This window comes from Paenibacillus glacialis (assembly GCF_001637205.1).
Lineage (GTDB): Bacteria > Bacillota > Bacilli > Paenibacillales > Paenibacillaceae > Paenibacillus_AQ > Paenibacillus_AQ glacialis.
Genome location: NZ_LVJH01000003.1, coordinates 158,134 through 185,128 on the forward strand (window position 1 = coordinate 158,134; position 26,995 = coordinate 185,128).

At 41.1% G+C, this 26,995-nt stretch carries 25 protein-coding genes, 1 pseudogene and 1 riboswitch; of the genes and pseudogenes, 14 read left to right on the top strand and 12 right to left on the bottom strand.

The genetic code is table 11. The features are described from left to right. Positions 1–11 precede the first annotated feature (11 nt). The gene (locus PGLA_RS03570; protein WP_068528791.1) at positions 12–809 is read right to left on the bottom strand and encodes an ABC transporter substrate-binding protein; all 798 of its coding nucleotides are present in this window, start codon (positions 807–809) and stop codon (positions 12–14) included. A 33-nt stretch (positions 810–842) separates the two neighbouring features. Next, the gene (locus PGLA_RS03575; RefSeq protein WP_068528794.1) at positions 843–1,574 is read right to left on the bottom strand and encodes an amino acid ABC transporter ATP-binding protein; all 732 of its coding nucleotides are present in this window, start codon (positions 1,572–1,574) and stop codon (positions 843–845) included. Positions 1,575–1,937: 363 nt separating this feature from the next. Here PGLA_RS03575 and PGLA_RS03580 point away from each other — a divergent pair, with 363 nt between their 5' ends. Beyond that, a complete protein-coding gene (locus tag PGLA_RS03580; RefSeq protein ID WP_036651712.1) occupies positions 1,938–2,138 on the top strand; it encodes a cold-shock protein in 201 nt (66 codons plus the stop codon). A 160-nt stretch (positions 2,139–2,298) separates the two neighbouring features. Continuing rightward, positions 2,299–2,529, top strand: coding sequence for a cold-shock protein (locus PGLA_RS03585; protein ID WP_068528796.1), 231 nt, complete (start codon positions 2,299–2,301; stop codon positions 2,527–2,529). 224 nt (positions 2,530–2,753) lie between these two features. Here the strand turns inward: PGLA_RS03585 and PGLA_RS03590 are convergent, their stop codons facing one another. Both PGLA_RS03590 and PGLA_RS03595 read right to left on the bottom strand, forming a co-directional pair. Continuing rightward, the gene (locus PGLA_RS03590) at positions 2,754–3,467 is read right to left on the bottom strand and encodes a YcnI family copper-binding membrane protein (protein ID WP_245699694.1); all 714 of its coding nucleotides are present in this window, start codon (positions 3,465–3,467) and stop codon (positions 2,754–2,756) included. A 36-nt stretch (positions 3,468–3,503) separates the two neighbouring features. After that, positions 3,504–5,168 (bottom strand): copper resistance protein CopC, encoded by a 1,665-nt coding sequence (locus PGLA_RS03595; RefSeq protein ID WP_068528800.1) that lies wholly within the window; start codon positions 5,166–5,168, stop codon positions 3,504–3,506. A 284-nt stretch (positions 5,169–5,452) separates the two neighbouring features. Between PGLA_RS03595 and PGLA_RS03600 the strand changes: the two genes are divergently transcribed. The 5 genes and pseudogenes from PGLA_RS03600 (at position 5,453) to nfsA (ending at position 9,537) form a co-directional block, all read left to right on the top strand. After that, positions 5,453–5,632 carry a hypothetical protein gene (locus PGLA_RS03600; RefSeq protein WP_068528803.1) on the top strand — a complete coding sequence of 60 codons (180 nt, stop codon included), beginning with the start codon at positions 5,453–5,455 and terminating at the stop codon, positions 5,630–5,632. A 137-nt stretch (positions 5,633–5,769) separates the two neighbouring features. Continuing rightward, positions 5,770–5,931 (top strand): annotated as a pseudogene (locus tag PGLA_RS26500) (metal-sensing transcriptional repressor); the annotation flags it as partial. A gap of 36 nt (positions 5,932–5,967) precedes the next feature. Continuing rightward, entirely contained in the window at positions 5,968–6,168 is a 201-nt protein-coding gene (locus tag PGLA_RS03605) for a copper ion binding protein (protein ID WP_068528806.1), read from the top strand. A 144-nt stretch (positions 6,169–6,312) separates the two neighbouring features. Further along, entirely contained in the window at positions 6,313–8,751 is a 2,439-nt protein-coding gene (locus PGLA_RS03610; protein ID WP_068528809.1) for a heavy metal translocating P-type ATPase, read from the top strand. A gap of 42 nt (positions 8,752–8,793) precedes the next feature. After that, positions 8,794–9,537, top strand: coding sequence for an oxygen-insensitive NADPH nitroreductase (gene nfsA / locus PGLA_RS03615; RefSeq protein ID WP_068528812.1), 744 nt, complete (start codon positions 8,794–8,796; stop codon positions 9,535–9,537). 11 nt (positions 9,538–9,548) lie between these two features. Here the strand turns inward: nfsA and PGLA_RS03620 are convergent, their stop codons facing one another. Further along, positions 9,549–10,352, bottom strand: coding sequence for a TatD family hydrolase (locus PGLA_RS03620; protein ID WP_068528815.1), 804 nt, complete (start codon positions 10,350–10,352; stop codon positions 9,549–9,551). Between the two features lie 70 nt (positions 10,353–10,422). Between PGLA_RS03620 and PGLA_RS03625 the strand changes: the two genes are divergently transcribed. Then, entirely contained in the window at positions 10,423–11,022 is a 600-nt protein-coding gene (locus PGLA_RS03625) for a TVP38/TMEM64 family protein (protein WP_068528818.1), read from the top strand. A 10-nt stretch (positions 11,023–11,032) separates the two neighbouring features. On the opposite strand, the gene PGLA_RS03630 is transcribed toward PGLA_RS03625, so the two are convergent. The 4 genes from PGLA_RS03630 to PGLA_RS03645 are packed head-to-tail and all read right to left on the bottom strand — an operon-like array spanning position 11,033 to position 14,001. Next, complete coding sequence (locus PGLA_RS03630; protein WP_068528821.1) at positions 11,033–11,869, bottom strand: ABC transporter ATP-binding protein; 837 nt, start codon at positions 11,867–11,869, stop codon at positions 11,033–11,035. A 48-nt stretch (positions 11,870–11,917) separates the two neighbouring features. Beyond that, positions 11,918–12,679 carry an ABC transporter permease gene (locus PGLA_RS03635; protein WP_211269493.1) on the bottom strand — a complete coding sequence of 254 codons (762 nt, stop codon included), beginning with the start codon at positions 12,677–12,679 and terminating at the stop codon, positions 11,918–11,920. Next, positions 12,676–12,969 carry a thiamine-binding protein gene (locus PGLA_RS03640; protein WP_068528832.1) on the bottom strand — a complete coding sequence of 98 codons (294 nt, stop codon included), beginning with the start codon at positions 12,967–12,969 and terminating at the stop codon, positions 12,676–12,678. The genes PGLA_RS03635 and PGLA_RS03640 overlap by 4 nt, the downstream gene beginning before the upstream one ends. 57 nt (positions 12,970–13,026) lie before the next feature. Beyond that, entirely contained in the window at positions 13,027–14,001 is a 975-nt protein-coding gene (locus tag PGLA_RS03645) for an ABC transporter substrate-binding protein (RefSeq protein WP_425415336.1), read from the bottom strand. Between the two features lie 142 nt (positions 14,002–14,143). Continuing rightward, positions 14,144–14,254, bottom strand: a riboswitch (TPP riboswitch). 169 nt (positions 14,255–14,423) lie between these two features. Between PGLA_RS03645 and PGLA_RS03650 the strand changes: the two genes are divergently transcribed. Continuing rightward, the gene (locus PGLA_RS03650; protein WP_068528838.1) at positions 14,424–14,840 is read left to right on the top strand and encodes a pyridoxamine 5'-phosphate oxidase family protein; all 417 of its coding nucleotides are present in this window, start codon (positions 14,424–14,426) and stop codon (positions 14,838–14,840) included. Positions 14,841–14,968: 128 nt separating this feature from the next. Continuing rightward, positions 14,969–15,994, top strand: a complete 1,026-nt coding sequence (locus PGLA_RS03655) for an EAL domain-containing protein (protein ID WP_068528840.1) — start codon at positions 14,969–14,971, stop codon at positions 15,992–15,994. A gap of 95 nt (positions 15,995–16,089) precedes the next feature. On the opposite strand, the gene PGLA_RS03660 is transcribed toward PGLA_RS03655, so the two are convergent. The 3 genes from PGLA_RS03660 to PGLA_RS03670 form a co-directional block, all read right to left on the bottom strand. Next, positions 16,090–18,393, bottom strand: a complete 2,304-nt coding sequence (locus tag PGLA_RS03660; protein ID WP_068528842.1) for a glycoside hydrolase family 65 protein — start codon at positions 18,391–18,393, stop codon at positions 16,090–16,092. Between the two features lie 50 nt (positions 18,394–18,443). Beyond that, positions 18,444–19,118, bottom strand: a complete 675-nt coding sequence (gene pgmB / locus PGLA_RS03665) for a beta-phosphoglucomutase (protein ID WP_068528845.1) — start codon at positions 19,116–19,118, stop codon at positions 18,444–18,446. A gap of 171 nt (positions 19,119–19,289) precedes the next feature. After that, a complete protein-coding gene (locus tag PGLA_RS03670) occupies positions 19,290–20,339 on the bottom strand; it encodes a LacI family DNA-binding transcriptional regulator (RefSeq protein WP_068528848.1) in 1,050 nt (349 codons plus the stop codon). An 834-nt stretch (positions 20,340–21,173) separates the two neighbouring features. Here PGLA_RS03670 and PGLA_RS03680 point away from each other — a divergent pair. From PGLA_RS03680 to PGLA_RS03695, 4 genes are all read left to right on the top strand, one after another. Beyond that, positions 21,174–22,490, top strand: a complete 1,317-nt coding sequence (locus tag PGLA_RS03680) for a sugar ABC transporter substrate-binding protein (protein ID WP_068528856.1) — start codon at positions 21,174–21,176, stop codon at positions 22,488–22,490. 95 nt (positions 22,491–22,585) lie between these two features. Continuing rightward, positions 22,586–23,887: a sugar ABC transporter permease gene (locus PGLA_RS03685; RefSeq protein WP_068528859.1), complete on the top strand. Its 1,302-nt coding sequence runs from the start codon at positions 22,586–22,588 to the stop codon at positions 23,885–23,887. After that, positions 23,884–24,729 carry a sugar ABC transporter permease gene (locus PGLA_RS03690; protein WP_068528862.1) on the top strand — a complete coding sequence of 282 codons (846 nt, stop codon included), beginning with the start codon at positions 23,884–23,886 and terminating at the stop codon, positions 24,727–24,729. Before PGLA_RS03685 ends, PGLA_RS03690 begins: the two co-directional genes overlap by 4 nt. A gap of 162 nt (positions 24,730–24,891) precedes the next feature. Then, positions 24,892–26,955, top strand: coding sequence for a methyl-accepting chemotaxis protein (locus PGLA_RS03695; protein ID WP_068528865.1), 2,064 nt, complete (start codon positions 24,892–24,894; stop codon positions 26,953–26,955). Positions 26,956–26,995: the final 40 nt, after the last annotated feature.

Below are 26,995 nucleotides of genomic sequence, written 5' to 3' on the forward strand. Positions count from 1 at the left end.
AGCAGATTTAACTATTCAGGTTTAACACCCATCCATTGTTCATACAGTTTGTCGTAAGTACCATCATCCTTCAGTTCTTTTAGTAAATCGTTCACAGTGGATACAAATTCGCTATCACCTTTACGAATCGCTATACCATAAGGCTCATCTGTAAAAGTGCCACCGACGAGAACATAACCAGGATCTTGTTTCTGCATACCAAGTAGGATGGCGTTATCTGTTGTGAGAGCGTCCCCCTTACCTGCTTTAAGAGCCGTAAAGGCATCTTGGTAATTCTCGTATTCAAGTACTTCCGCAGCGGGAGCTTTTTCACGAATGTTAGTGGCAGAAGTAGAACCTTTCACAGCGAGCACTTTAGTGTCTTTCGTAAGACTATCTAACCCTTGAATAGGACTTCCTTTTTTGACTAGAAGGGACTGGCCTGCTTTGAAATAAACATCACTGAAATCGACCTGTTCTTTGCGTTCTTCCGTGATCGTCATTGTAGCAATGATGAGGTCAATCTCACCATTCTGTAGAAGTGGGATTCTAGTCTTAGAAGTGACCTCTTTAAGCTGAATCTTCGTTTCATCACCTAACACCTTTTTTGCTAACGCTTTAGCGATATCGATGTCGAAGCCTTCGACTTTCCCTGTTGCTGGGTCTTTGAGTCCGAATAACTTGGTATCATATTTAACACCTACAATCACTTTTCCGCGATCCTTAATAGCACCTAATGTAGTGTCCTTCTTGGAGTTACACCCAGTAAATACGATAGCTACGACCACGATAAGAATAAGAAGGAAATGAGTCCTCAGTAGTTTGTTCATCGTTCATGTTCCCCTTTCGATTCTAAGGATAAGTTAATGATTAATCAGTCGACTGAGAAACGTACGTGCCCGTTCTTCACGAGGGCTTCCGAAGAACTCTGATGATGTTGCTACCTCTAGAATCTGACCTTCATCCATAAAGACGATTCTATCAGCTACTTCACGTGCAAACCCCATTTCATGCGTGACAATTACCATGGTCATGCCGTCGTTATGAGCTAGAGAACGTATGACATCGAGAACTTCTCCAATCATTTCAGGATCAAGCGCAGAAGTAGGTTCGTCGAACAGCATGATCTTTGGATTCATCACAAGTCCGCGTGCAATAGCAACACGTTGTTGTTGTCCACCGGATAGTTGGGAGGGGAAGTTGTATGCTTTATCTTCTATACCAACTCGCTTGAGGTAGTACATGGCTGTTTTCTTAGCATCTTCTTTCTTAAGATGTTGAACTTTCATGGGAGCGAGAATAATATTGTCGATGACCTTTTTGTGAGGGTAAAGATTGAAGTGTTGGAACACGATACCTATATCGCGACGAAATTGATTAATATTAATTTTCTTGTCGTGTAGAGGAACATCATTCACGACCAGTTCCCCATCTGATAGAGTCTCTAATCGGTTAATGCAGCGGAGCAGCGTGCTTTTACCTGATCCGGATGGACCGATGATCACAACAACCTCTCCTTCTTTGATTTGAAGGTCAATGTTCTTAAGTACATGGAATGGCCCAAAGTACTTGTTCACTTTCTTGAATTGAATCACCGTTAAGCCCCCTCGCTAATTGGAATTGAAATCATAAGAAGGTTTAGCGAATTCTTGTTAATCATATGAAGGGAGAAATAATACAATGCCTTATTGTTATAAAACATCATGTTTTGGATATAATAATTTGAGTGGTGGTAAAAGCGTTGTTAGGTGCAGATAATTGATTTCACCTCATCCTTGCGTTTAGTATTAGCGTGTGATACAATTGCCTTAGTTAGAAAACAGCAAGAAACATTGATCGCTTTCACGTATTGAAAAGCGGATTCAGTAATAATGGAACTCTTTTCAATGTGTGAAACTTTTTTATATGTAAGTGTAAAAAAAGATCAGCATTAAATTAACTTTTTGGAGGAATTACAAATGCAAACAGGTACAGTAAAATGGTTTAACGCAGACAAAGGTTTCGGTTTCATCGAAGTTGAAGGTGGAAGCGACGTTTTCGTACACTTCTCCGCTATCACTGGCGACGGATTCAAAACTTTGGACGAAGGCCAACGCGTACAGTTCAACGTAGTTGAAGGAAACCGTGGACCACAAGCAGAAAACGTAGTTAAACTTTAATTAACACAAGACTGCCCTTAACGTCTGTTAAGGGTGGTTTTTTCTATACTATTATATTTGAGAACGTAAAGGTATGATCTATCTTACGGATGCCGCTATTCAAGGTTAGGTATCCGTCTATACTTGTTTGGTTTTTTAAAGTCTTAGAAGGAGGTTGAGTATGAATTATCGCAAAAAATCGTTAGAGGAAATTCCAGAGGAAGATACTTCGATTTGGTCCTGTACGGACGAGAGCTGTAAGGGATGGATGCGTGATAACTTCGCATTTGAACATGAACCGACTTGTCGGTTGTGCGAATCCCCAATGGTTCGTGCTAGCAAGATGCTTCCTATACTTAACAATTCCAATGGTGACTTGAAGGCAATCAAGAAGGGCGTTCAAATTGATTAAATAACATCTAGGAAGAACTTCCATCGGTGGATGTTGCCTTCTAATATGGATAAAAGCAGACCGTAATCCTTTAGGATTACGGTCTGCTTTTATTTGAATATAAGAAAGTATAAGTTTTACTTGATACTCTATTCTTTATATTTCCGCTGAAACGGCTACGCCGTCCTTGGAGAAGGACGGCGTAGCTGTTTCTACTTGGTAACTAAGTGTGAGTTATATTTGGGTTAATCTTTTTTCTTGTTGAGAGCTACGAATAAAGCTGCTATCGAAAAGATTAAGGCTGCAAGGGATATAATTATAGTGACAGTACCTATACCTGAGGAGGAATTAGGTGTTGCGGTAGTGGCAGTGGAAGACTCCGACGTATCTGAATGCTTGTGTTCATCTGTTACAGGTGTTGAAGGTGTTGTTGCGCCGTGATCATCATTGTGACTCTCGCTGTTGTTAGCTGCTCCCTCGGTTGCTGAAGCAGCAGTAACAAGGGTCATGGAATGAGGAGATTCTGAACCTTTCTCTCCTGTCCATTCTACAATTTTTCCATCTTTGTAGTATTGATAAGCGTCCCATGCTAAGGATGCATCTGCTTCTGGATTCTGAGCAACGAAGTTAAAGGCTTGGAATTCGCCTGTAGAGATTCCGTTCCCAGTAGCTTCCCATGTAATGGTACTTACTTTTCCTGAAGTATCCTTCGTTGTGCTGATTTTCCAATCAGGTACAGGTTGATATTGTTTAAATTCTACTTCACTTGGAATTTTCAATGTCACTTTCGTGGTTGGAATGTCTCGTTCAACAGGGATTTTTATCGTATAAGTTTCCCATGCACCTGGTGTGGATGCTGTAGGTTTAACTGTAACATGAGCGCTTGCGACACCCGCGAACATCATGATACATGTGGCAGCTGAAATGAACATGATAGATAATTTAGATTTTTTAAACAATGTGAATTCCTCTTCTCATTCGTAGTATGAATCGTATTACTCAGTTCCAACCCTAATATTAAATTCAGTATCCCAAGTATCCAGTGATTCAGTTAGGATATGGACTTGGATATTCCACCGACCGGCCATGCTGATGATATCTTCGGCAATAAACATCGCATTCGGTTGGTAGGGAATAAGGATTTCGTACTTATTCATGTCCATATCTAGGGAAGTAAGTGTAAGCTTGATTTGTTGAATGTTGAGAACTTCTTTTTGATTGGCATCCTGAACATGAATTTCAAACTGATTATTTCCGATAACATTGGGGCTAACCTGAAGGGAAACTTTTTCCCCGTTCGCTAACGTATTACTGAGATTTACTGGCCCTGGTGAAGATATGGCTGTCGGTAAATTACTAAGAAGTGCAGCAAGCACGAGTGTAATCACACCAACGCTTAATTCGATCCATACCGTTCTGCCAATGGGTTTATTGTGTCTTCCACGTAACATGTTGAAGGCTGCGAACCCTAACATGATTAGGACGAGACCACATTTGATTAGCAATACTTGACCGTATAATGTGTTAAATAATGAATGCATTGTCGGTACATGCTTCAGGCTGGCATACATCCCGCTAAGAATAAGGATCGTTACAAGTCCGGTTCCCCAATAAGAGAACGTGCGAATAACTCGGAAAATCATCCTTTTTCGATCCTCGGGGGAAGAGGGAAGTGAAGCCTCACCTGGCAGAACAGCAGCTAGAGCAAGTAATGAACCGATCCAGATGCAGCTTGCTGACAAATGAAGGAAGTTCATCGTTATGGATAGACCCTTTAATTCAGATGCAGCAGCATGACCTATAAATGACTTAGATAAGAGAATCCCTAGTCCCAGAAGTAAAGCAGTGTATTGATACATGGACCTTGAGTAACTTCTCTCCGGTGTTCGATTGGCTATATACATGAATCCGCCTAGTATAACAACCATAACCACTTGAGTTAACCATATCGAACTAAAATTCGTTTGCATCATTTGATTGAGCCATGGTGTTGTCCATAACTCAGACCATTGTAAACGTGCTTCGATCGTAGCTTGTAGCGGGAGGCTTAATAAAATGCTTACAGCTATACCTCCATAAGAGATCCATAATATCCTGCGGCTACGCTGTGGTAATGGGTATTTCCCTTGGGGATTAGATGGATACATAAAGAGATAGAAGCTGAGAATACCCATCAAGAAAGCCATGCTTAAGTAGAGTAACCACCGGATCACAATAAGGTCTAGTCCAGGAGAGTACCCTGTAGTGTTTGCAGATGGAACATTAATTGAACTACTGCCGGCTCCAATTTGAAAAGGAATGTTACCTTCTAGTGGGTGACCATCCCCCGAAATGATTTTCCATCCAATGATATAGATCCCTTCTGGAAGATTGGGTCTGACATTTCCCTCTAAAGTCTTCGGTTGATTATCTGGTATGTAGCTGTCGTCTAGATCAACACGTTCACCAGCTGAATTGCTCACCGAAATAGAATGAAATGCAGGTTGGATAGATTCATTGAATTGTAGTGTGATCTTGGACGGGGAATCTATGACTGTCTCGTTAGCAGCGGGCGAGGATTGCTGAAGATACGCATGAGCATATATGGATGGGGGAAATAGAAACATGCATACCAACGATAGGATTAAGCTCAGTCCCAGTAATTTTTTGAAATTGTACAAAATCTGTTCACCTACTTACTCTCTGTTGTAATAGATCCATTTTACTGTGCTGTGCTCTAAATTGTAATGACTCTAATGGGCTATGGGGTTCGAGTAGGGAGGAAGTTGGAGCATAAGGGAGGATATCTATGACTCAGGTGGGTCACGACCTCTCTTCAAAGTGTATCCTGTTTTACAAGGGGTGAGTCATTTTCAGCAAGTTTTCATAATCCTGAATCATTCTTTATACTTAAAGGAGAACTTTTAACTGCAAGTTCAAAAACAAGTCAGGAGTGATTTAGTTAATGAACCATGCTATGTTGGAACGTCGTAGTGAGATATTGAAGAAGAATATCCACGAAATGATCATAAAAGATAATCAGTTCGGAATTAGTAATCAGCAGAATATGTTAATGCAACACATGATTAAGGAGCTTCACCAGACCTCTCACGAAATGAATTCAACCGAACAAAGGTCGAGATGACATCAATTCTAAGATGAAATATGTATATCTAAAAAACCCGCAAGTTTGGAACTTATCTAAACTTGCGGGTTATTCATATTGTTAAAGGTCATCATCAGATTGTTATGTTAGGCAGTCTTTGTTGTTAGGTCTGGGCGGATATATTAAACCAGATCTCAGCAATCCATTCAGCTATGAATGGTGTAGGGAAGTTATTGTTGGAAGGCCGTATGAGAAGTTGCGTAGTGGAAAGAATCGAAGCAGGTGAAACGGATGTTATTGACGAATTGTTGATAACAGTTAACAAACTAATGAAGTGAAGTCTACAATGGGCTAATTATAAGGAGGAATTTAGAATGCAACAGGTAACATTGAACGTAGAAGGTATGTCTTGTAGTCATTGTTTGAATGCGGTAGAAGGTGCGGTTAAGGACGCGGGTGCTACGGGTAAAGTGGATCTAGCAACAAAGAAAGTCACTGTTGAATTTGACGAGAACAAGCTTAACGTAGAGACGATCAAGAAGGCTATTGAGGATCAAGGCTACGACGTAGTGTAGTTCATCTAATTGAATATCCGTAAGATCTTAAGTGAGGAGCGAGGCAGAGGAAAGATGATTCTAACGTCTCGCACCTTTTTTCTTTTTATATACCCCACCTCCTGGGTATGACTTCAGAGCAACTGAGGGAAAGGGGCATCGTTGATGGTATTAACAAATAAGTCTGAAGAGCATAAGACAACGTTACAAATTACCGGGATGACGTGCTCGGCATGTGCTGCTCGGATTGAAAAAGGACTATCTCGGATGGAAGGCATCACGAAGGCAAATGTTAATTTAGCGTTGGAACAAGCTTCAGTCGCCTATGATCCGTCGCAGGTGGATGTTGATAAGATCGAACAGAAAATTACTACACTAGGGTTTGGGACAGTGAAACAGTCCATGGACTTTGCGATTACTGGTATGACGTGTTCAGCATGTGCAACTCGAATTGAAAAGGGTCTTAATAGAATGACAGGAATCTCACAGGCGAATGTGAATCTTGCTTTAGAGACCGCCCATGTTGAATATTCGCAAGGCAACACAACCTTGAAAGAGATTATAGGTAAAGTAGAGCAACTTGGCTTTAAAGCTATACCCGTCGTCGAAGCAGAAGATACGGCTGAACTTCGACGACGAGAAATTGACCGAAAAAAATGGATGTGGTTATTCGCGGCAGCACTTTCTCTGCCTCTTCTATGGGCTATGGTAGGTCATTTCTCATTTACTTCATGGATTCCTGTTCCTTCCTTATTTATGAACCCATGGTTCCAGCTCATCTTAGCAACGCCAGTACAGTTTATGATAGGTGGTCAATTCTATACCGGAGCCTATAAAGCACTTCGTAATGGTAGTGCAAATATGGATGTATTGGTTGCATTAGGTACATCAGCAGCCTATTTCTACAGTGTATATCTTACGATTCAGTCACTTGGAATGGGGACAATGGAACACACGGTTGAAATGTACTATGAGACAAGTAGTGTCCTGATCACATTGATTCTAGTAGGGAAATGGTTCGAAGCGCTTGCCAAAGGCCGTTCATCGGAAGCGATCAAGAGCTTGATGGGATTACAGGCCAAGACCGCTCTTGTACTGCGTAATGGAGAAGAAGTCAACATACGTATGGAAGAGGTCGTGGTTGGTGAAGTGATCATCGTTAAACCCGGGGAGAAGATCCCTATAGATGGACAAGTTCTTGATGGACTATCTTCCGTAGATGAGTCGATGCTGACAGGAGAGAGTATTCCAATAGAGAAACAAGTCGGAGATAAGGTAATTGGTGCAACCTTGAACAAGAATGGTGTTCTTCGTATCAAGGCAACGAAGATTGGTGAAGATACAACTTTAGCACAGATCATCCAAGTGGTTGAAGCTGCCCAAGGATCCAAGGCACCGATTCAGCGAATTGCGGATGTTATTTCGGGCATCTTTGTACCTATCGTAGTAGGAATTGCGGTGATTACGTTCTTTGTGTGGTATTTAGTAATGGAGCCCAACCAATTTGCAAGTGCTTTAGAAAAAGCCATTGCTGTATTGGTCATTGCTTGTCCGTGTGCGCTGGGACTTGCGACACCAACGTCAATTATGGCAGGATCGGGACGTGCTGCAGAGTTTGGAATTCTATTCAAGGGTGGAGAGCATTTAGAATCTGCTCAGCGAATTGAAGTTGTTGTATTAGATAAGACAGGTACGGTGACTAACGGTAAGCCTGTATTGACAGATGTTCTTCCTGTAGCACCGATGACTGGAAGCTCATTACTCAGAATGATAGCAGCTGTTGAGAAGTATTCCGAGCATCCACTTGCAGATGCTATTGTGAGTGCTGCGGTAGATCGAAGTAAGGGGTTGCCACTACCTGACGCGAAACGATTTGAGAATATTCCAGGGTATGGCGTCATGGCGTGGGTGGACGGTAGGAAGATGTTAATTGGCACACGAAAACTGATGTCTGAGAATGGATTGGATATTGGAACAGCCCATGAAGATATGAACCATCTTGAAGAATCGGGAAAGACGGCAATGCTTGTTGCTGTTGATGGTAAATATGCTGGCATAGTGGCTGTTGCAGATACAATCAAAGAGACTTCTAGAGAAGCGGTCAATCGATTGCAGGATATGGGAATTGAAGTCATCATGATTACAGGTGACAACAGGCGTACGGCTAAGGCGATTGCTGAACAAGCAGGGATCTTAACGGTGCTAGCTGAGGTTCTACCAGAAGGTAAAGCAGAGGAAGTCAAGAAGCTACAGCAGTCTGGCACAATCATTGCCATGGTTGGAGATGGGATTAATGATGCACCTGCCTTAGCTACCGCAAATATCGGGATGGCGGTCGGAACAGGAACGGACGTTGCTATGGAGGCAGCAGATGTTACGCTGATGAGAGGCGATTTGAATGCCGTTGCTGATGCTGTCATCATGAGCCGAAGAACGATGAGCAACATTAAGCAGAATCTATTCTGGGCTCTTGCATACAACGTAATTGGTATTCCAATAGCAGCTTTGGGTTTCTTAGCACCTTGGCTTGCAGGCGCAGTGATGGCCTTTAGTTCTATCTCTGTTGTACTTAATGCACTTCGATTACAGCGAGTGAAGCTATGATCTATGATGTGAAAAATACGATTAACATAAGGGGAGTTACTCATGAATAATATGATATCGGAGTTGAAAAATCATCGATCGGTTCGTCAATTTACAGATGAGCAGGTCTCAGATGAGCAGTTGAATGCGATTATATCCGCGGGGCAAATGGCTTCAACTTCTAGTAACGTGCAGGCTTACAGTGTCATTGCTATAACGGAACCGGAACTGAAAGGTAAGTTAGCCCTACTTGCGGGAAATCAAGCATATGTCGAGCAGTGTTCTGTATTCCTGGTATGGTGTGCAGATTTATATCGCCTGAAGCAAGTAACAGCACCGCATTTGGGGGATCAGCTTTCCTATGAGGATTCGATGGAGAACTTCATCGTTGCAACGATAGATGTGGCATTAGCGGCTCAAAATGCAGCAATTGCGGCGGAATCACTAGGGCTTGGGATTGTATATATTGGTGGCATTCGCAACCAAATTTCAGAGGTCTCAGAACTTCTTGATTTACCTGAATTAGTGTACCCTGTATTTGGGATGTGTGTTGGGTACCCCGATCAAGAGAATAGTGTGAAACCTCGATTGCCCATTGAAGCAGTGCTTCACAGAAATAGATATAACAAAGAACAGATTATAGAACAGGTGAAAGTGTATGACGTTACGACGAAACAATACTTGCTTGAAAGAACCGAGGGGAAGAAGGATACCCCATGGTCACAAATGATGGCTACTCGCTTGGCACTACCGCATCGATTACACATGAAGAAATTTCTGGAGAGTAAAGGCTTTATGAACAAGTAAGTTATGTCATATTATTTGATTCCATAAAATCGCTGGGTATTGGAGTAGAATAACTCACGGGCCGCTACCACACTCATATTGTGTATTTGGCTCCAAGCTTCAATCACGTCTGAGATCATGCGGGGATGGGTCATTTGTCCAGCGAAGGGCCCTTCGAAGGGCCAGGGACCGTCCGTCTCCACCATGATTTGATTGATGGGATAGAAGCGAGCTATTTCTTGAATCTCAGCCTCATATATAAGATCGGGTGTGAATGAAATATAATACCCGTTATTTTCCATTCTCTTAAGGGTATCTTGAGAACCCTTAAACCAATGGAAATGGGCACGAGTGATGTTATACTGCTCAAGTAAGTTACACACGATATCGGCATCTTGATAAACAGCGTGGAGTACGATTGGCTTATTATGATTGGCGGCGAAAGAAATAAACTTCTCTAGTAGGTTGATATAAGGTAATGGATCAAATGGATGTCCATTCTCATTAGCTTCACATTGAGAATAATAGGGAAGCCCCACTTCGCCAACGGCAACCATGTCTTTAAGATGTACCTCCATCCATGAGAAGAGTTGCTGAATCTCCTCTGCTGTCGGTAAGGGCTGTTCGGGATGGAAACCGAAGGCTGGATGAACAAGCGAGGGATACATTCTAGAAAGTTCTAAATTGCGTTTACTGGATAAAAGGTTCATAGATACAGCGATTACGCCGCTAACGTTGTCATTGGATAACGATTCAAGTTGTAAGGGTTGCTGTTTACTATAGGAATCAAGATGTATATGAGAATCAATGAGTGACGTGTTTGTTGGAATTTTCATGTTGATTGACTCTCCTAGCTTGGAATGGTGGAATTAATTACAGAAGTATTGAAATGGAGTCGATCGTTTTATGACAAATTTGATGGATCAAGTCATTGAATGGCTACTGAATGTTACAGGCTTAGAAGGTATTTCGATCATCCTTCTTACGACAACGCTTGCGATTATTCAGGGCATATTAGGTGTGTTTCCTTTTGCAACATTAATTGTGCTTCACATAACTATTCTAGGATTGACAGTTGGATTAATGGCGAGTTGGTTAGTTGGTTCTGTGGCTGCCATTTTTGTATTTACGATTTGCAGATATTTTTTCTACGATTGGTTTAATCGTAGATGGGGTAAACGTTTGGAGAGGTATGAAAAGTGGCAACATGGAATGGATAAATACGGGGGATGGTCTATTATTTTTCTACGTACGATACCCGTTATGCCCAACAATCTTATTTCATTTATGTCTGCCTTATCCCCTATAAAGCCTTCCACGTATGCTTGGGCCTCTATCGTAGGTACACTCTCACATATCTGGTTGTTCGGTATTATCAGCTCGTCTATTATTATGCCGGATATGAACATTAAGAGTTTGACGATGTCATACATCCTATTTTGTTTTGTTCTTATTTCCATTTTCATAGCTAATAACTATAAAAGCTTTGGGAAAAGTCAGGGATAAAGTGGTGAATTTAGCGTAAAATTTGCATCTTATGCTGTTCTTCCTTCATCCAGTTGGATAGATCTCGTTTCAACGCTAGGAATGTAGGATCTTCAGTGATTTCTTCTCTGCGTGGTCGAGGGAAAGGCACAGCAATTTCCTGTAGTACAGTTCCAGGTCGACTAGAGAATACGTAAATGCGGTTGGAGAGCAGTAAAGCTTCCTCAATATTATGTGTAATGAGTAAGACAGAGCGGCGATTCTCTTCCCAAATATCGAGTAGCCAGCGTTGCATATCACTTCTAGTTAATGCGTCTAATGCACTAAAGGGCTCGTCTAAGCACATGAGTTCTTCGGGACTGAGCAATGCGCGAAGAAAAGAAGCCCGTTGCTGCATACCACCAGATAACATATGTGGGTAAGCTTCCTCGAATCCGGATAGACCCACCTTTGCGATCCACTTTCGTGCATCCCTGCGAGCCTCTCTTTTAGAAATTCCCTTCACTTCTTGTGCGAGAATCACATTATCCTCAATGGTCCGCCACGGAAATAGAGCGGGTTGTTGAGGCATAAAACTGATATGACCGCGTTCTCCAGTTACCTCGTGTCCGTTCATCCATACTTTGCCTGAATCCGGTTGTACTAATCCTCCGACAATATGAAACAACGTACTCTTCCCACATCCTGAGGGTCCCACGATTGAGACAAACTCACCTTGTTCCACTGTAAGTGAAACCCCTTTTAATACGGGAAGCCCTTGTTGTCGTCTGTTGAAACTTTTATGAATATCCGTAACCTTCAAGGCAGGAGCTACTGAAGTAACTTCACCACGAATGTTAGGATATTGCTGTATAGGTGATTCCAACAATGTTAACACGCCCTTTATAATTTGGTGGAATACATAAGATTAGGATAGTTAACTCTCTTGCCGTCGATTCCAGCGTACGAACCATTTCTCCAGCAGGGCTATAATAGCGAACATGGTAAGGCTAAGCATAACAATAATGGATATTGCGATAAATACACGGTCTGTACGATAGCTAGATTTCTGGAGCATCATATAATAACCAATACCTTTATCTGAGCCGATCCATTCAGCAATGACTGCACCCATCACGCTATATGTAGCTGCAATTTTGATTCCTGAGAAGATGGAAGGTAGCGCATGTGGAAGTTCTAACTTAACAAATATTTGCCTCTTGCTTGCTCCAATCATACGCATATAGCTAAGCATAATCGGATCTGTTTGTCGTAGCCCACTCATCATAGCGATAGCTACGGGAAAAAAGCAGACAAGGGTGATCACGATAATTTTGGGTAAAAGTCCGAAGCCGAACCAGATCATGAGTAGTGGAGCTAGAGCAATAGTTGGTACATTTTGACTCAGAATAAGTAGAGGATACAGGGCTGATTTAAGAAAAGGAATACTGTGCAACACGATGGCGATAAGAAGGCCTACCGACGTTCCAATAGTGAAGCCTATGCCTGTTAATTTCACTGTAGCTAAAGTATGTTCCCACAATCTAGATGACTCCGTTAACACTTCACGAGCAATATTTATCGGAGAGGGTAGAATCCATTTCTCAATCTCAAAGAGAGAGGTAGATAGTTGCCATATCCCCAATAAAAAGAGGACCGCCACGAGGGGCGGCCAAATTTTGTTCCACCACAATCTCATGGACGATATTTCTCCGTTAATTTATCCATGCTGATGCCGTTTGGATTGTGTGCGATTTTGATCTGAGAGATTACACTAGGGCTACCAGCTGCGACAAGAGCTTCATGCATATTCTTCACGATGTCTAATAGCTCACTAAGCTCGCCTTCCATGGTTGTTTCTAATGGATGGACCTCGTGTTTAACTCCGGATTGTTGAATGACCTCGATTGCACGATCTACATAAGGAATGGAATCTTCATTTCCAGGTGTCTTCGGAATAACTTGAATGCTCAATAATGTGTTTGCCATGATAATACGTTCATCCTTTCAAATAGGGGGTTTAGCGATCACAACATATCTCTAATGTTATTTTGTTAAAAAGTCATTGGTATATGCTTGATTAATATCAATCTTTTTATCTAGAAGCTTGTGGTTGAACATCCAATCTGTATAACCCTGCCATACTTCTGCCTTCTGCTCACCCCAACGAGGTGCATCATCAGTATAACGTGGACTAAGCCATTTCTGACTTGCTAGTACTAGATCTTTATCCAACTCAGGAACTGCTTTACTAAGGATACCAGCTGCTTGTTCTGGATTATCAATAGCGAGCTGATACCCTTTGGCTGTAGCTTTAAGAAAAGCTCTTACTAGCTCAGGATCATCTTTGATCTGCTTCTCATTTGTTACGATGACAGGGGTGTAGTAATCAAGCTCTGGTGCGTAATCTTTGACATATAACATTTCGAGTGGTTCTTTACGTAATTCAGCTTCGATACCCGTCCATGCATAGAATATCCAAGCGAAATCTATATCACGCTTAACCGCTGTGAAGTAATCAGCGTCACCCATATTGATGATCTTAACCTTCTTAACATCGCCTTTGTCTTTCTCCATGATGGAACTCATCACGGCTTCTTCTACAGGCGAACCCCAACCGCCATACGTCTTGCCTTCGAAATCCGTAGGAGATTTAATATTTCGGTCTAGGGGTGCTGCGAAACCAGAGGTATTATGCTGGATCACTGCTGCAATAGAGACGAGAGGTACACCTTGCGTTCTTGCTTGTGTAACACCCTCTTGATAGCTAATTCCGAAAGGAATGGCCCCGGATGCGACCATTGTATCGGCTCCACCCTCACCGGGTTGGATGATCTCAACGTTCAGACCTTCTGCTTCATAAAATCCCTGGTCTTTTGCTACATAGAGTCCCGTATGATTGGTATTAGGAGTCCAGTCCAACACGATCTTGATGTCTCGCAATTTCTTAGGTTCTGTTGAATTTACGTCTGCCTTCTTATTACCTCCACAACCGGCTATTACGATTAATAGCAAGCACATTAGAAGCAATGGCATCTGTGTTCTCTTTCTCATCCGCTCTCTCCTTTTCGTTGGACATGTCGTTCGACAAGTCCTATTAGTATTCGACAAAAAAAGCGCCCCGTAATCGGGACGCATGTGGGCGCAAGATAGATATGGATATAAATCATATCGGCTACGTTCCTACGCTGGCATTACCCAGATCAGGTATAAGGGTCAGTGTCATGTGGGACACACTCTCAGCCGGCCAATTCCAGCACCCCTGGTACTTATGAAGTTAGGGTATTTCTACATGAATTATAATCCAGTATCATGGAGGTGTCCAGTGAGGAATTGATTAAAGTGGAAAGATCGATTGGTCTAGGTTTGTATTTTATAAGGTAGGTAACACTAATTGGTATGTGGTTTTATTAAATCAAAATGAGGAAGGAAACAATATTCATATGGAAAGAACCTTAACAGAGCAGGAAATATCGAAAGCCTTAGATCGAAATAAGCTTTGTTCTCTGGCGACTATTGAAGGCAATAAACCTAAGCAGAGATATATGGTGTTGTATAATGAAGGATTGAGCGTTTATTTAGCAACAAACCGTAGAACGCACAAGGTTGAAGAACTGAAAGATAATCCACATGTATCATTGCTCATTGGGTATGAGATCGGTGGGAGTAAAGAAGACATCGTCATAGAAGGAACTTGCTCCATCTGCAATGACGATAGATTAAAGGTGAAAGTATGGAACGATGATCTGTCAAAGTGGTTTAAAGGGCCTGAGGATCCTGATTATGTCATTCTAGATATTCGACCTGCACATATCCATTATACGGAGAAGGATGGGCGGCAAAGGGAATGGCTCGCTTAGATTAAAGATAAAAGTCTGAAACAAGGTTTCAGACTTTTTTTATAGCAATATATTTAACACCTAATAACTGGGTTATCGTGGTATAATAAAAACAACATTTTTCGCCAAAATATGCAAGGAGGATGTTCATGAGTTGCAGCGGATGTACCCTCATTCAACCAATAGAAAATCAAGGAATCGTACGGATCAAGCCCTTGAATAAATCACTGATGAATAGCTTACTGGAACAAGGATTGGGTGCGGAAATTATCGCTGAGTGTACGGTGGTACCTTACAATAAGAAAGAGGAGATACTCGATCTGTTGCATTTTTTGAGAATACTTCCGAAGAAAGACCGAACTGATATGGAATTCTCTATAAAAGGACTAGGGGAACATACTATGTATAGTCCATGGATCCCTGTAATTCAGATGGAGGCTAAGGTGGAAAACCAAAGTGTTGTCGATATCATTAGACTTGAGAAATTCGCTAGCCATATGCAACCTATTGTAGATACGAATGAGCAGATCATGGGGTTCGAATTTTTGCTGCGACCAGAACAAGGGGATCATTCTTTTCAACCGTATCAGTTATTTGAGGTAGCCCGAGAGACAGGATTACATTCGTTTCTTGATCGTGCAGCACAGATTACCGCCATCAAGACTAGTGCACTTTGGGTGCCAAATGGATTCAAAAGATTCATTAACTTTTTACCTTCAACAATATATAATCCTTGTCTTAGTGACACATTTGAGACGATTGATCGTTTGAATTTGGACCCTAAGGATTTTGTTTTTGAAGTTGTAGAAACGGAGAATGTAGAGCATATACCGCAATTATTACGTATATTTGATCTTTATCGTGAGAAGGGCATATCTGTCGCATTAGATGATGTGGGATCCGGCTATTCTACAGTGGAATTAATGTCAGATTTGAAGCCTGACTATGTAAAGATTGACCGTAGCCTTATTGATCACTGTGATCAAGATCTAATGAAGCAGAGGGAAATCACTAGAATAACTGAAGCTGCATTTCAATTTAAGGGTCAGGTATTGGCTGAGGGAATAGAGAGATACGAAGATTTTCAATTTTGTAAAGATGCGGGTATTAATCTGGCTCAAGGGTATTTATTCGGTAAGCCTTCTGAGCGCCCACCCCTTGCTATAGTCATGTAGCTTGGATAACAGCAATATGAAACAGTAGAAATGAATACATAAATAAAGACCCCATACCCCTATTAAGGGATATGGGGTCTTGTTGTAGTTGATTACTATAGGTTAATACTGATATGACTCAATCCATTAACGGTGTAATCATTACCGTATACATTCACATTGATAGATGTTTCGGTCTCGTTGCTAACAGTTACATCGTGCTCACTAACCGTAACTTTGAGACGGGAGTTCCGGAACATTACTTTGAAGGAGAATGATTTCCAGTGTCCAGGGTTGAATGGATTCAAGCATAGAGCACCATTCTGAACACGTAGCCCTCCAAAACCGTGTACAACCGACATCCAAGTGCCTGCCATACTTGTTGTGTGACAACCATCTTCGGTATCGTTGTTGTAATTGTCTAAATCCAGACGAGAAGTACGTAGATACATTTCATAAGCTTTTTCTTTGTAACCCAATTCGCAAGCTAGAATGGAATGTACACATGGAGATAAGGAAGACTCATGTACCGTAAGTGGCTCATAGAAGTCGAAGTTACGCTTCACCGTATCCAGATCGAACTGGTCTCTTAGAGTAAATATGCCTTGTAATACATCGGCTTGCTTAATGTAAGCCGAACGAAGGATACGATCCCAAGACCATTGTTGATTCAGTGGTAAATTTGAAGAATCTAGTTCTTTCACTGGTGTGAGATCTTTATCTAAGAATCCATCCTGTTGTAAGAATATTTGGCGTTCTTCATCATGTGGGTAGTACATTTTAGCAATGATATCGCTCCATTTGGACGTTTCATCTTTTGTAAGATGTAGTTTTTCTATTAGATCACTGTACAAAGAAGGTTCATTCTTCTGTAGATCATTTAGAACTTCCAGGGTGTATTTCATTGTCCATACCGCTATGCTATTCGTATACCAGTTGTTATTGACGTTGTTCTCGTATTCATTAGGTCCAGTAACACCTAATATCATATATTGATCTTTGGCAGGAACATAATTGACACGTTCTTCCCAGAATCGTGAAATTTCAGTAAGAACTTCAAGACCATATTGACCTAGATAAGCCGTATCACCAGTATAATTAACATAATTATAAATAGCATAGGCGATGGCACCGTTGCGATGGATTTCTTCAAAAGTAATTTCCCACTCGTTATGGCATTCTTCCCCGTTCATGGTCACCATAGGGTATAATGCACCTTTGCTGAAGCCAAGCTTACGCGCATTTTCTTTTGCTTTTTCAAGGTGCTTATAACGATAGATCAAGAGATTGCGAGCAATGGATGCATCTGCTGTACTTAAATAGAAGGGGAGGCAATATGCTTCGGTGTCCCAATACGTACTTCCACCGTATTTCTCTCCTGTAAATCCTTTAGGTCCAATATTGAGACGATCGTCCTCGCCAGTGTAGGTCTGATCAAGCTGGAAAATGTTAAAACGAATGGCCTGCTGTGCAGCTACATCTCCTTCGATGACAATATCACTTTCACGCCATTTCACATCCCACGCAGTAAGATGTTTATGAAGGAGCTCTTGGAAACCTATCTCCATAGCCGATTTAAGAAGTGATCGTCCAACACTCAGTAATTGACTACAATCATGATCACGGGAAGTCACATTCGCAACATATTTGTAAAGGACAATCTGATCATTCTCTTGTACATCAAGTTGTAATTGATGAGCTACATATTTTTCTTTATGAATCATTTCAGGTGTCACCATGAGCGATTCGCCATTCTTGAGTAGGCTGTAAGCCATGACGGATGTGACGTGGAAGTCAAGCTTCTTCGTCTTGATCGTGAGAGCAGCATCATCTGGAGTCACTTCTTGTAACACTTCTAACCAGAACTTCTCATCGTAGTTGGAGTCTTTGTTAGAAACATCGCCATCTAAGTATGGAGTCAAGGAAATCGAACCATTGAAATTAAGTGGCGTGACTGCGTATCGAATGGCTCCAATTTCTTTGTGAGTAATGCTAATGAAGCGTAAGGCTTCAATCTTTACGATTTTACCTTCTGGTGTCTCAGCGATAAAGCTACGAGAAAGTGTTCCTTCTTTCATATTAAGTACTCTTACGAAGTCTTTAACCTTACATACAGCAAGATCAAGGGTTTCTCCGTCAATAAGGACATTAATTCCAATCCAGTTAGTAGAGTTTAATACTTTTGCGAAGTATTCTGGGTAGCCGTTCTTCCACCATCCTACACGTGTTTTATCAGGATAATATACGCCAGCCATATAACTACCTTGCAAGGAGCTACCACGGTAGGTTTCTTCGAAATTAGCTCGTTGTCCCATATATCCGTTACCGATACTGAAAATACTTTCTGATATCTCATGATGCTGAGGATCGAATCCTTCTTCAATAATGTTCCATGGATCCATCTTTAAATATTGTTTCACATGAATCGTCTCCTTTTGGAAATTGGGTTATAAGGAATGTGTGCAAATGATTAGTGTTGGGTCATGATCCGTTGTAATTTCTCAACAGACATGTCTGCAAGTGAAGTTACGACATAATTGGCTTGAGTGAGTGTTCCTGCTGATCCAATGCCAATACTGCGCATGCCTGCATTGGTAGCTGCTTCAATACCCGCTTCGGCATCCTCAAAAACAATACAATGCTCTGGAGAAACGTTTACAGCTTCTGCACCAAGTAGGAAAACTTCAGGATCAGGTTTAGCATTGGATGTTTTTGTTCCATCAATAATGGCGTCGAAGTAAGGAACGATGTTAGCGTTATTTAATATCTTCATGGCATTTTTGCTAGCAGAACCTAGGGCAACTTTAATCCCATGTTCTTTCAACTCTTTCAGAAAGGAGAGTGAACCTGGCAATATCTCTGATTCATCCATGGATGAGATGTAGTCTACATACCAGTTGTTCTTCTTTTCTGCGAGCGCAATCTTGGTGGCGTCATCGAGTTGAACGTTGCCAACTTCAAGTAAAATGTCCAAGGAAGCCATACGGCTAACGCCCTTTAGTCTTTCATTATCTTTCTCAGTAAACTCAAATCCTAGTTCATCCGCGAGTCGTTTCCAAGCTAAAAAATGATATTTGGCTGTGTCAACGAGCACGCCGTCTAGGTCGAATAAACAAGCATGAATAGGGGAATTCGTAGGGTTCATATGTGGGTTCCTCCTTGTTTGTGCAAACGTTTGTACTACTTTTAAAAATAAATGAAGCAAGGAATTGCTTCACATTTATTACACGTAGGATAAATCTGAATTAAGTATGCTTCAGATTTATTATCTCATAAGATACATATGAAGCAAGTACATACTTCATATGTATTACTCTTAGATTTGATGGTTTTTTTGATCAACCACAGGAAGGATAGAAGACTCTCTTATCACGAGCCGATGTGGGATGATATGCCTTTTCTGAAATTGTGTTTCTCCTTGATGTTGAATCGATTGAATTAATGCTTGTGAAGCAGTATACCCCAGATTATAAATACCTATGTCAATGCTACTTATAGGTGGGTTAGAGAATTCTGCAATTGATATATTGTTAAAGCTGACAATACTTAGATCATCAGGAACTTTAAATCCCAGTTCATGTAAACCTCGTAATACACCGAATGATACAAGATCGTCTACCACAACTAAGGCGGTAGGGCGTTCGGGTAAACTCATGAAAAATGACATAGCCCGGTATCCACTTTCTTGTAGAAACTCTCCTTCAACAATCCAGTCCTTGCGCATCTCAAGTCCACTTTCTTCAAGAGCTCGTTGGTATCCCTTAAGTCGGTCTATCGAAACGACATGATTAGGTGGTCCACTGACGAATCCAATTCGTTTATGTCCGAAGGAAATCATGTGTTTGGTAGCATCATAAGCGGCCTGAACATTATCATTATCAACAGATAGTAGATCAGGATATTTGTCGCTTCGCCCAATTAAGACGAAAGGGTGATTGTTGCTGTGTAGAAATTCTACAACAGGATCATCTTTACGCGAATAGAGTAGTATTGCACCGTCGACTCTTTTCCCATTAATTAGACGGGATACAACATCGATTTCCTCTTGCTCACTTCCTCCAGAACTAAGCACAACATCATAGCCTGAACGGTTAGCTTGTGTCACTATACCTCGGACTAATTCCATAAAAAATGAATTTAAGAATAACTCTTCAGCAGACTTAGGTAGAATAACACAAATGCTATTCGTTGTTTTGGACACTAGGCTCTGAGCCATAATGTTAGGATGATATCCCATCTCATCTAGAATAATTTTTACTTTTCTAGAAGTTTCACGACTAATTCTAGGGTGATTTGATAGCACTCGGGACACCGTGGAGGGTGATACGCCAGCTTTTTTAGCAACATCTTTTATCGTGACAGACATAATGACCTCCCGGATGATACCGTTTGCGTAAATCGTTAAATCAAACAAACGAGGTATTCGTTTTTACACTTGATATCTTAATCTAATGTGTACGGCTTGTAAATGATAAAACTTGCATGATGAATAATTATAGCAGAAATTAGAACAAAATGGATGAGAATCGAAAAAAGGAGGAATAGGAAGTCAAGACCTGTATTACCTTCTCTAAATTAATGAATTATACGAAATATAGGAAGTACTAATATTTTGACTGAAATGTTCCCTCCGTTATGATGATGCCCATAAAGAACAATAAAAAGTAAATAATGAAGGGTGGAATATTGTGACAATTATTAAATCAGGCACAAATTTCAAACGTCTCGGTCTCGGAATAATGGGGAGAAGCCTGTTCGGAACGCTAATGGTAGGCTGTAGCTTAAAAGATAATGCTAATGTAACACACAGAAAACAGAATATACAAAAATTAAAAATAACGAGTATAAATACAAATATTAACTCTAATTTGCTAGTGGTTTCTCCATACTCTATGGTTGTTTTGAAGTGAATCTAAGTAATGCCACGTTATTCTGCGAAAAGGGAAGATTACAGTGGATACTATCGATAAAATAGGTTTATTTAGGGTTAAACACCTTGTGCAAACGTTTTTACAAAACAGAATCTATTGTGTATGATAAACCCATGAAAAAGCGCTTACGCACTTAAATTACTGCTCACAATAAGACAAGATTAAGTGTGTAGGGGAAGATTTTTCGCATTTGTGGAATCGTTTGCGCAACATTCTTAGTTTTACGGAATGATAACCTTTAGACCAATTAGAGAGGGGCTATTTTAAGAATGAAAATGAACAAAGTAATGGCGTTAGTTGCTGCCTTAACCATGGTTTTCTCAATTACGGCTTGTGGTTCCAACAACACACCGAGTAAAAATGCGGAGCCTGCTCCAAGCACGAATGCGACGATAGAACCGGGTGCTACTTCGGAGGAGGTTGCTAACCCAGAACTTCAACCAGAAGAGGGCGCTACACTGACTGTTTGGGAAAGTAAGGAAGAAAGATCATTCACAGATGAAATGGCGAAGCAATTTGAAGAGAAATATGGCGTTCCTGTTAAAGTTGAAGAAGTGCAAGCAACAGATCAAGTTACGAAATTAACTCAAGATGGTCCTTCAGGATTAGCTGCCGATATTGTAATGTTTCCACATGATAACTTGGGTAGAGCGGCAGAGGCAGGTTTACTACTAACAAATGAAGCGCTAGCTAAAGAAACAATAGCTAACAATACACCAGCATCCATTCAAGGGGTAACTTTTAATGGTGAGCTGTACGGTTACCCAAGAGCAGCTGAAACCTATGCACTTTTTTATAATAAAGAAATTTTAAAGGAAGCTCCGAAATCATTCGATGATGTTATCGAATTCAGCAAAACGTTCACTGATAAATCGAAGAACAGATACGGAATTATGTGGGAACCGGGTAATCTGTACTTTAACTATCCGTTTATTGCAACCGGAGGTGGATATATTTTCGGTGACAATGGTACGAACAAAGAAGACATTGGAATCAATTCGGATGGAGCTCTTGTAGGATTACAAACGTATGTGAAACTAAAAGCAGCACTCCCTATTAAGAGCGCTGATATTACGCCAGATATTAAACGTAGCTTATTCAACGCTGGTGATGTAGCCATGGATATTACGGGTCCTTGGGAACTTGCGGGTTACAAAAAAGCGCTAGGAGATAAGCTTGGCATTGCACCTATTCCAACGATTGATGGCAAACCTGCCATTTCATTGTCTGGTATTAAAGCTTGGTACGTTAACTCTTTTACACAGTATCCTAATGCTGCACAATTGTTCGCTGAGTTCGCATCCACTAAGGAAGCACAACTTCTTCTGAATGAAAAAGTGGGTTCTATCCCGACAAACAATGAGGCATTAGCATCTGATCAGATTAAGAGTGATCCATTTGTATCAGGTTTCGCTCAACAAGTTATCAATTCTCAACCTATGCCTACCATTCCTGAAATGGGAAATGTATGGAGTCCTGTAAATGCAGCTTTCCCGGAAATTTGGGATAACGGTAAAGATCCGAAAGAAGCGATGGATAAGGCAGTACAACAAATTAAAGACTTAAATGGCGGTGCAACGAAGTAAATTAGGATGGACTGCTCGAGGGATATCAATTTGAAGTGCCCGTCGCATCATGCGGCGGGTAATTCCTTGGGTTTTCTAGGGAGAGGAGAAAGCTCGTGGACCGTTATCGTAACAAAGCCACAATACTGTCGCTTATAAGCATGGGACTGGGACAAATATATAACCGCCAGTTTATAAAAGGCCTCGTCTATCTGTTAATTGAGGCGTATGCGATCATTTATTTCAGCAGTAATTTGGGTAGATCTTTGTGGGGGATTGTAACACTTGGAGATACGCCAAGAATGAGAGTCAGCGGTAAGTGGGTAGAAGGAGATCACTCGATCTTTATTCTAATTCAAAGCTTGATAACCATTTTACTTTTGATTATTTTTGTCATTATTTATGTCATGAATGTGAAGGACGCGCGTAAAACCGCAGAGAAAAGAGAAAAAGGAATTCGACCGAACAGTTTCAAACAATCTATTCAGTATGTTCTAGATTATAAGTTCGCACAAGCTTTTTTGACTTTGCCGGGAATAGGTATTCTATTCTTCACGGTTATGCCTATCATCTTTATGGTTATGCTGGCATTTACAAATTACTCTGCCCCTAACCACATCCCACCAGCTAAGCTGATCGATTGGGTAGGATTTGATACATTTAGAGATTTAGTTTCACTCAAAACGTGGAGTCACACGTTCTACGGAGTTCTGACCTGGACCATTATTTGGGCCGTTCTATCCACGGTAACTACTTATTTTGGAGGCCTACTCGTTGCGTTACTTATTAACCAAAAGGGTATCAAATTTAAGGGTTTGTGGAGAACGATTTTAATTATTCCATATGCTATTCCGCAGCTTATTTCGCTGCTTGTGATGAGAAATATGTTTAACGGTCAATTCGGACCGGTTAATCAGTATCTCGGATATTTCGGATTTGGTGGACTTCCATGGTTGACCGATCCGTTCTGGGCAAAGGTCACAGTTATTGTCGTCAATATGTGGGTTGGTATTCCAGTTTCTATGATATTAATTATGGGTGTGTTGACTACAATTCCGCGTGATATGTATGAAGCAGCTGAGGTTGATGGGGCAAACAATTATCAGAAGTTTCGGATCGTTACCCTGCCCATGATACTGTTTACAACAGCGCCAACACTGATTGCGCAATTTGCTGGAAATATCAATAACTTTAACGCGATTTTCTTGCTAACAAATGGAAATCCTGTAGTGGGGGATTACCAGTATGCGGGGGCAACCGATCTGCTAGTCACTTGGCTGTACAAGTTAACGCTAGATCAGAACAAATACAATATGGCTTCTGCTGTGGGGATCATTATTTTCCTAATTATCGCCTCGTTCTCAATTTATAACTACCGTCGAACGAAGTCATTCAAAGAGGAGGATATGATCCAATGAGTGGACGAAAAGTAAAAAAATCCTTGAGTTTAACGCTAAGTTATATCATTCTCGTTATCATGGTAATTGGGTCCGTGTATCCAGCGTTGTGGGTCATTTTTGGTTCCGTTCGACCTGGTAAATCACTGTATAGTAAGTCACTGATTCCTAGTAGTTTTACATTGGAACACTATAGTGAATTATTTACATCCAAAAGTTATATGTTTGGTACCTGGTACATGAATACGTTGAAGATTTCGATCATTTCTATGTTGATCGGTATTGTCCTCACGTTGTTAACCAGCTATGCCGTATCACGTTTTCGTTTCCGTGGACGGCAGACGGCGCTCTCAACGGTATTGATTCTGGGTATGTTCCCTGGATTTATGAGTATGATCGCGATTTATTTACTTCTTAAAGAGTTCCATTTGCTTGATACACATCTTGCATTAATTATAGTGTATGCAGCAGGTGCTCCTCTTGGAGGAACCTTTATTGCCAAAGGGTTCTTGGATACGATCCCAAGATCATTGGACGAAGCGGCTAGGATTGATGGAGCAAGTAATTTTAGGATTTTCACGCGAATCATTCTTCCACTTTCTCGGCCCATGCTCACTTATTTGGCGCTAACGCAATTTGTCGGTCCGTGGGTTGACTTTATCTTTGCGAAGATGGTATTGCGCTCTAAGGAGAAATGGACAGTCGCTGTGGGGTTGTATGATATGGTGAATTCGAACACGAATTCTAATTTCACACTGTTCGCAGCGGGAGCAGTTCTAATCGCAGTGCCAATTACGATTCTGTTTATGTTCCTTCAACGACTTCTTGTGGAGGGTTTAACATCCGGAGCGAGCAAGGGTTAAGACAGAGCTGATTATTAACACACTAAATCATGAGTAACATAAGAATTTGAGGTTTTCTAAAAATAAGAAATATGACAATTCGGTACAACTCTCATAAGAGGGCTGTACCATTCTTTTATTTGGAACATCAACATGAAGAACGGCGAAAGGGGAGAAGTATTCATGAATAAAATACATAATAAAATACATGGTCTCCGCTTTAAATCCATTGGAATGAAATTATTCGTAATCATGTTCTGTGCCATTGTTGGGTTGTCTACGATACTCGGCCTTTCTTCTTATCAATTATCTAAAGGGATTATTAAAGATGAGGTCTCCTTGGCGTCCTCACAGGCTATTGTTCAAGCTGCCGATAAACTTGATTTCCTATTCCTTCAATATGAATCGTTATCCAAACAACTGGCTGTAGATTCGGAACTGAAGCGCGATTTGGAGAGCATCAATCAAGCTGGAATTGGAACGTTACAAAAGCATAATTTAGAAGAAAAAGTCCGCAGCAAACTAAGTTCCATTTCTGGGTCTGATAGTAGGCTTCTAGGTGTCCGCTTAGTGAAAGAGAGCTTAGTGGAAGTAGATTCCTATAAATCTTCTGGTATTAATGGTGTTCGTACAGATGATGATATTCAAGCAAAAATGAAACAAATTAAGAATGCTAAAGGTCAGATTGTATGGTTCCCTACGAGTAAGAAGGGATTCTTTAATTCGTATGCGGAGCCCACACTAACCATGGGAAGATTACTTCGAAATATGAACCAACCCGAGGCAGAATATATAATGTTATTTGAAATCAAGGAGAAGGCCATCGCGGAAATGCTTTCTAATCTCAAAATCGGCTTGAGTGGTCAAGTTGAAGTGATAACGGATAGTAATAGAATTGTTCATGCGAAAGATAATGCCCTTTTGGAAGCGCAGTCATTCGTTCAAATTAACAAGAATGTGGAGGATGACGAAACATCATTTACAGCGGATAATGAGAATGGAGTTCAACAGCTTGTTGTATACAAAACATTGGATACAACGAAGTGGACAATGATGGGATATGCTCCTCTCAGCGATTTCGTAAAAGGGACCAATCAACTGCTGTATGTTACTATGATCGTGATCCTCATAGCTGTGATGTTTGCTTTATTAATTGGTTATTATGTCATTCGGAATTTGAGCAGACCGCTTGCGAAATTATGTAATCTAATGGAAGAGGGGGAGAAAGGTAACCTACAGGTGCGTACCACCTTCCATAGTGAGGATGAGATCGGTCGGCTGGGGTCTAGTTTCAATCAGATGATGAAGCAGATTGGAGTACTTGTGGATCAAACGAATCGTTCCGCTCAAGAGGTATTAGAGACAGCGGATGAATTGGCTCAAGTCTCGAAAGGTACATCTTTATCGGCTGGGGAGATTGCTACTGCCTCACGAGAAATTGCTGTAGGAGCTTCTGATCTGGCTATGGAAGCTGAAAGCGAGAATGTGCTGGTTGAACACATCGCTGAGAAAATTCACAAGGTATTAGCTTCCAATAGCGCTATGGAACAAGCGGCGAATCGAGTACTTCAGGTGAGTGGACAAGGTACGGCTTATATGGATCAGTTAGTACATAAAACGGATATTATTGTGGATATGAATAGAACCATTGTTAATCATGCAGAAACCCTGAAGAAAAGCACCTATTCTATACAAAAAATATTGGAACTTATGAGTGACATTACACAGCAAACCAATGTTCTATCGATGAATGCTACGATTGAGGCAGCAAGAGCTGGTGCTGCTGGACGTGGATTCATGGTGGTTGCTGATGAAATTCGTAATCTAGCGGATGGATCGAAGCAATCCATTCTAACGGTAGCAGAGATCACTGATGAGATCTGGCGTGGAATTGAACATACTACATCATCCCTGAATGAAGTATCGCCTGTGATGGCGGAGCAGATGGTTTCTGTAAAAGAGGCGGCTACTATTTTTCAGAGTGTGAAGCAGCAAATGGATGAGTTTCTCGCTGAGATTGATAAATCTTCTGTCTCCGTTAAAGAGTTAATCGAATCCCAACAGCTATTATCGGTATCTATATCTTCTGTTAGTGCAGTGGTCGAAGAGACGAGTGCTTCGACGGAGGAAGTGGCGTCTATGTCCTCACAGCAGTATGTTGTAAGTGAGCAGTTGGTGGGCTTATCGAATAGATTGGAGGAAATATCCAAGACCTTTAAGCATTCATTGATGAAATTTAAAACATAATGGGGATGGTATCCTATCTAAGACTCGAGGTATGGAAAAG

What these genes read in the sequence shown, in the direction of transcription:
- PGLA_RS03670 (WP_068528848.1), bottom strand. Translation starts at nt 20,339, where the DNA reads ATGTCTGTCACGATAAAAGATGTTGCTAAAAAAGCTGGCGTATCACCC.
- PGLA_RS03650 (WP_068528838.1), top strand. Translation starts at nt 14,424, where the DNA reads ATGGAAAGAACCTTAACAGAGCAGGAAATATCGAAAGCCTTAGATCGA.
- PGLA_RS03610 (WP_068528809.1), top strand. Translation starts at nt 6,313, where the DNA reads ATGGTATTAACAAATAAGTCTGAAGAGCATAAGACAACGTTACAAATT.
- PGLA_RS03605 (WP_068528806.1), top strand. Translation starts at nt 5,968, where the DNA reads ATGCAACAGGTAACATTGAACGTAGAAGGTATGTCTTGTAGTCATTGT.
- PGLA_RS03635 (WP_211269493.1), bottom strand. Translation starts at nt 12,679, where the DNA reads ATGAGATTGTGGTGGAACAAAATTTGGCCGCCCCTCGTGGCGGTCCTC.
- PGLA_RS03680 (WP_068528856.1), top strand. Translation starts at nt 21,174, where the DNA reads ATGAAAATGAACAAAGTAATGGCGTTAGTTGCTGCCTTAACCATGGTT.
- PGLA_RS03580 (WP_036651712.1), top strand. Translation starts at nt 1,938, where the DNA reads ATGCAAACAGGTACAGTAAAATGGTTTAACGCAGACAAAGGTTTCGGT.
- PGLA_RS03645 (WP_425415336.1), bottom strand. Translation starts at nt 14,001, where the DNA reads ATGTGCTTGCTATTAATCGTAATAGCCGGTTGTGGAGGTAATAAGAAG.
- PGLA_RS03620 (WP_068528815.1), bottom strand. Translation starts at nt 10,352, where the DNA reads ATGAAAATTCCAACAAACACGTCACTCATTGATTCTCATATACATCTT.
- PGLA_RS03625 (WP_068528818.1), top strand. Translation starts at nt 10,423, where the DNA reads ATGACAAATTTGATGGATCAAGTCATTGAATGGCTACTGAATGTTACA.
- PGLA_RS03600 (WP_068528803.1), top strand. Translation starts at nt 5,453, where the DNA reads ATGAACCATGCTATGTTGGAACGTCGTAGTGAGATATTGAAGAAGAAT.
- PGLA_RS03640 (WP_068528832.1), bottom strand. Translation starts at nt 12,969, where the DNA reads ATGGCAAACACATTATTGAGCATTCAAGTTATTCCGAAGACACCTGGA.
- pgmB (WP_068528845.1), bottom strand. Translation starts at nt 19,118, where the DNA reads ATGAACCCTACGAATTCCCCTATTCATGCTTGTTTATTCGACCTAGAC.
- PGLA_RS03570 (WP_068528791.1), bottom strand. Translation starts at nt 809, where the DNA reads ATGAACAAACTACTGAGGACTCATTTCCTTCTTATTCTTATCGTGGTC.
- PGLA_RS03585 (WP_068528796.1), top strand. Translation starts at nt 2,299, where the DNA reads ATGAATTATCGCAAAAAATCGTTAGAGGAAATTCCAGAGGAAGATACT.
- PGLA_RS03690 (WP_068528862.1), top strand. Translation starts at nt 23,884, where the DNA reads ATGAGTGGACGAAAAGTAAAAAAATCCTTGAGTTTAACGCTAAGTTAT.
- PGLA_RS03695 (WP_068528865.1), top strand. Translation starts at nt 24,892, where the DNA reads ATGAATAAAATACATAATAAAATACATGGTCTCCGCTTTAAATCCATT.
- PGLA_RS03655 (WP_068528840.1), top strand. Translation starts at nt 14,969, where the DNA reads ATGAGTTGCAGCGGATGTACCCTCATTCAACCAATAGAAAATCAAGGA.
- nfsA (WP_068528812.1), top strand. Translation starts at nt 8,794, where the DNA reads ATGAATAATATGATATCGGAGTTGAAAAATCATCGATCGGTTCGTCAA.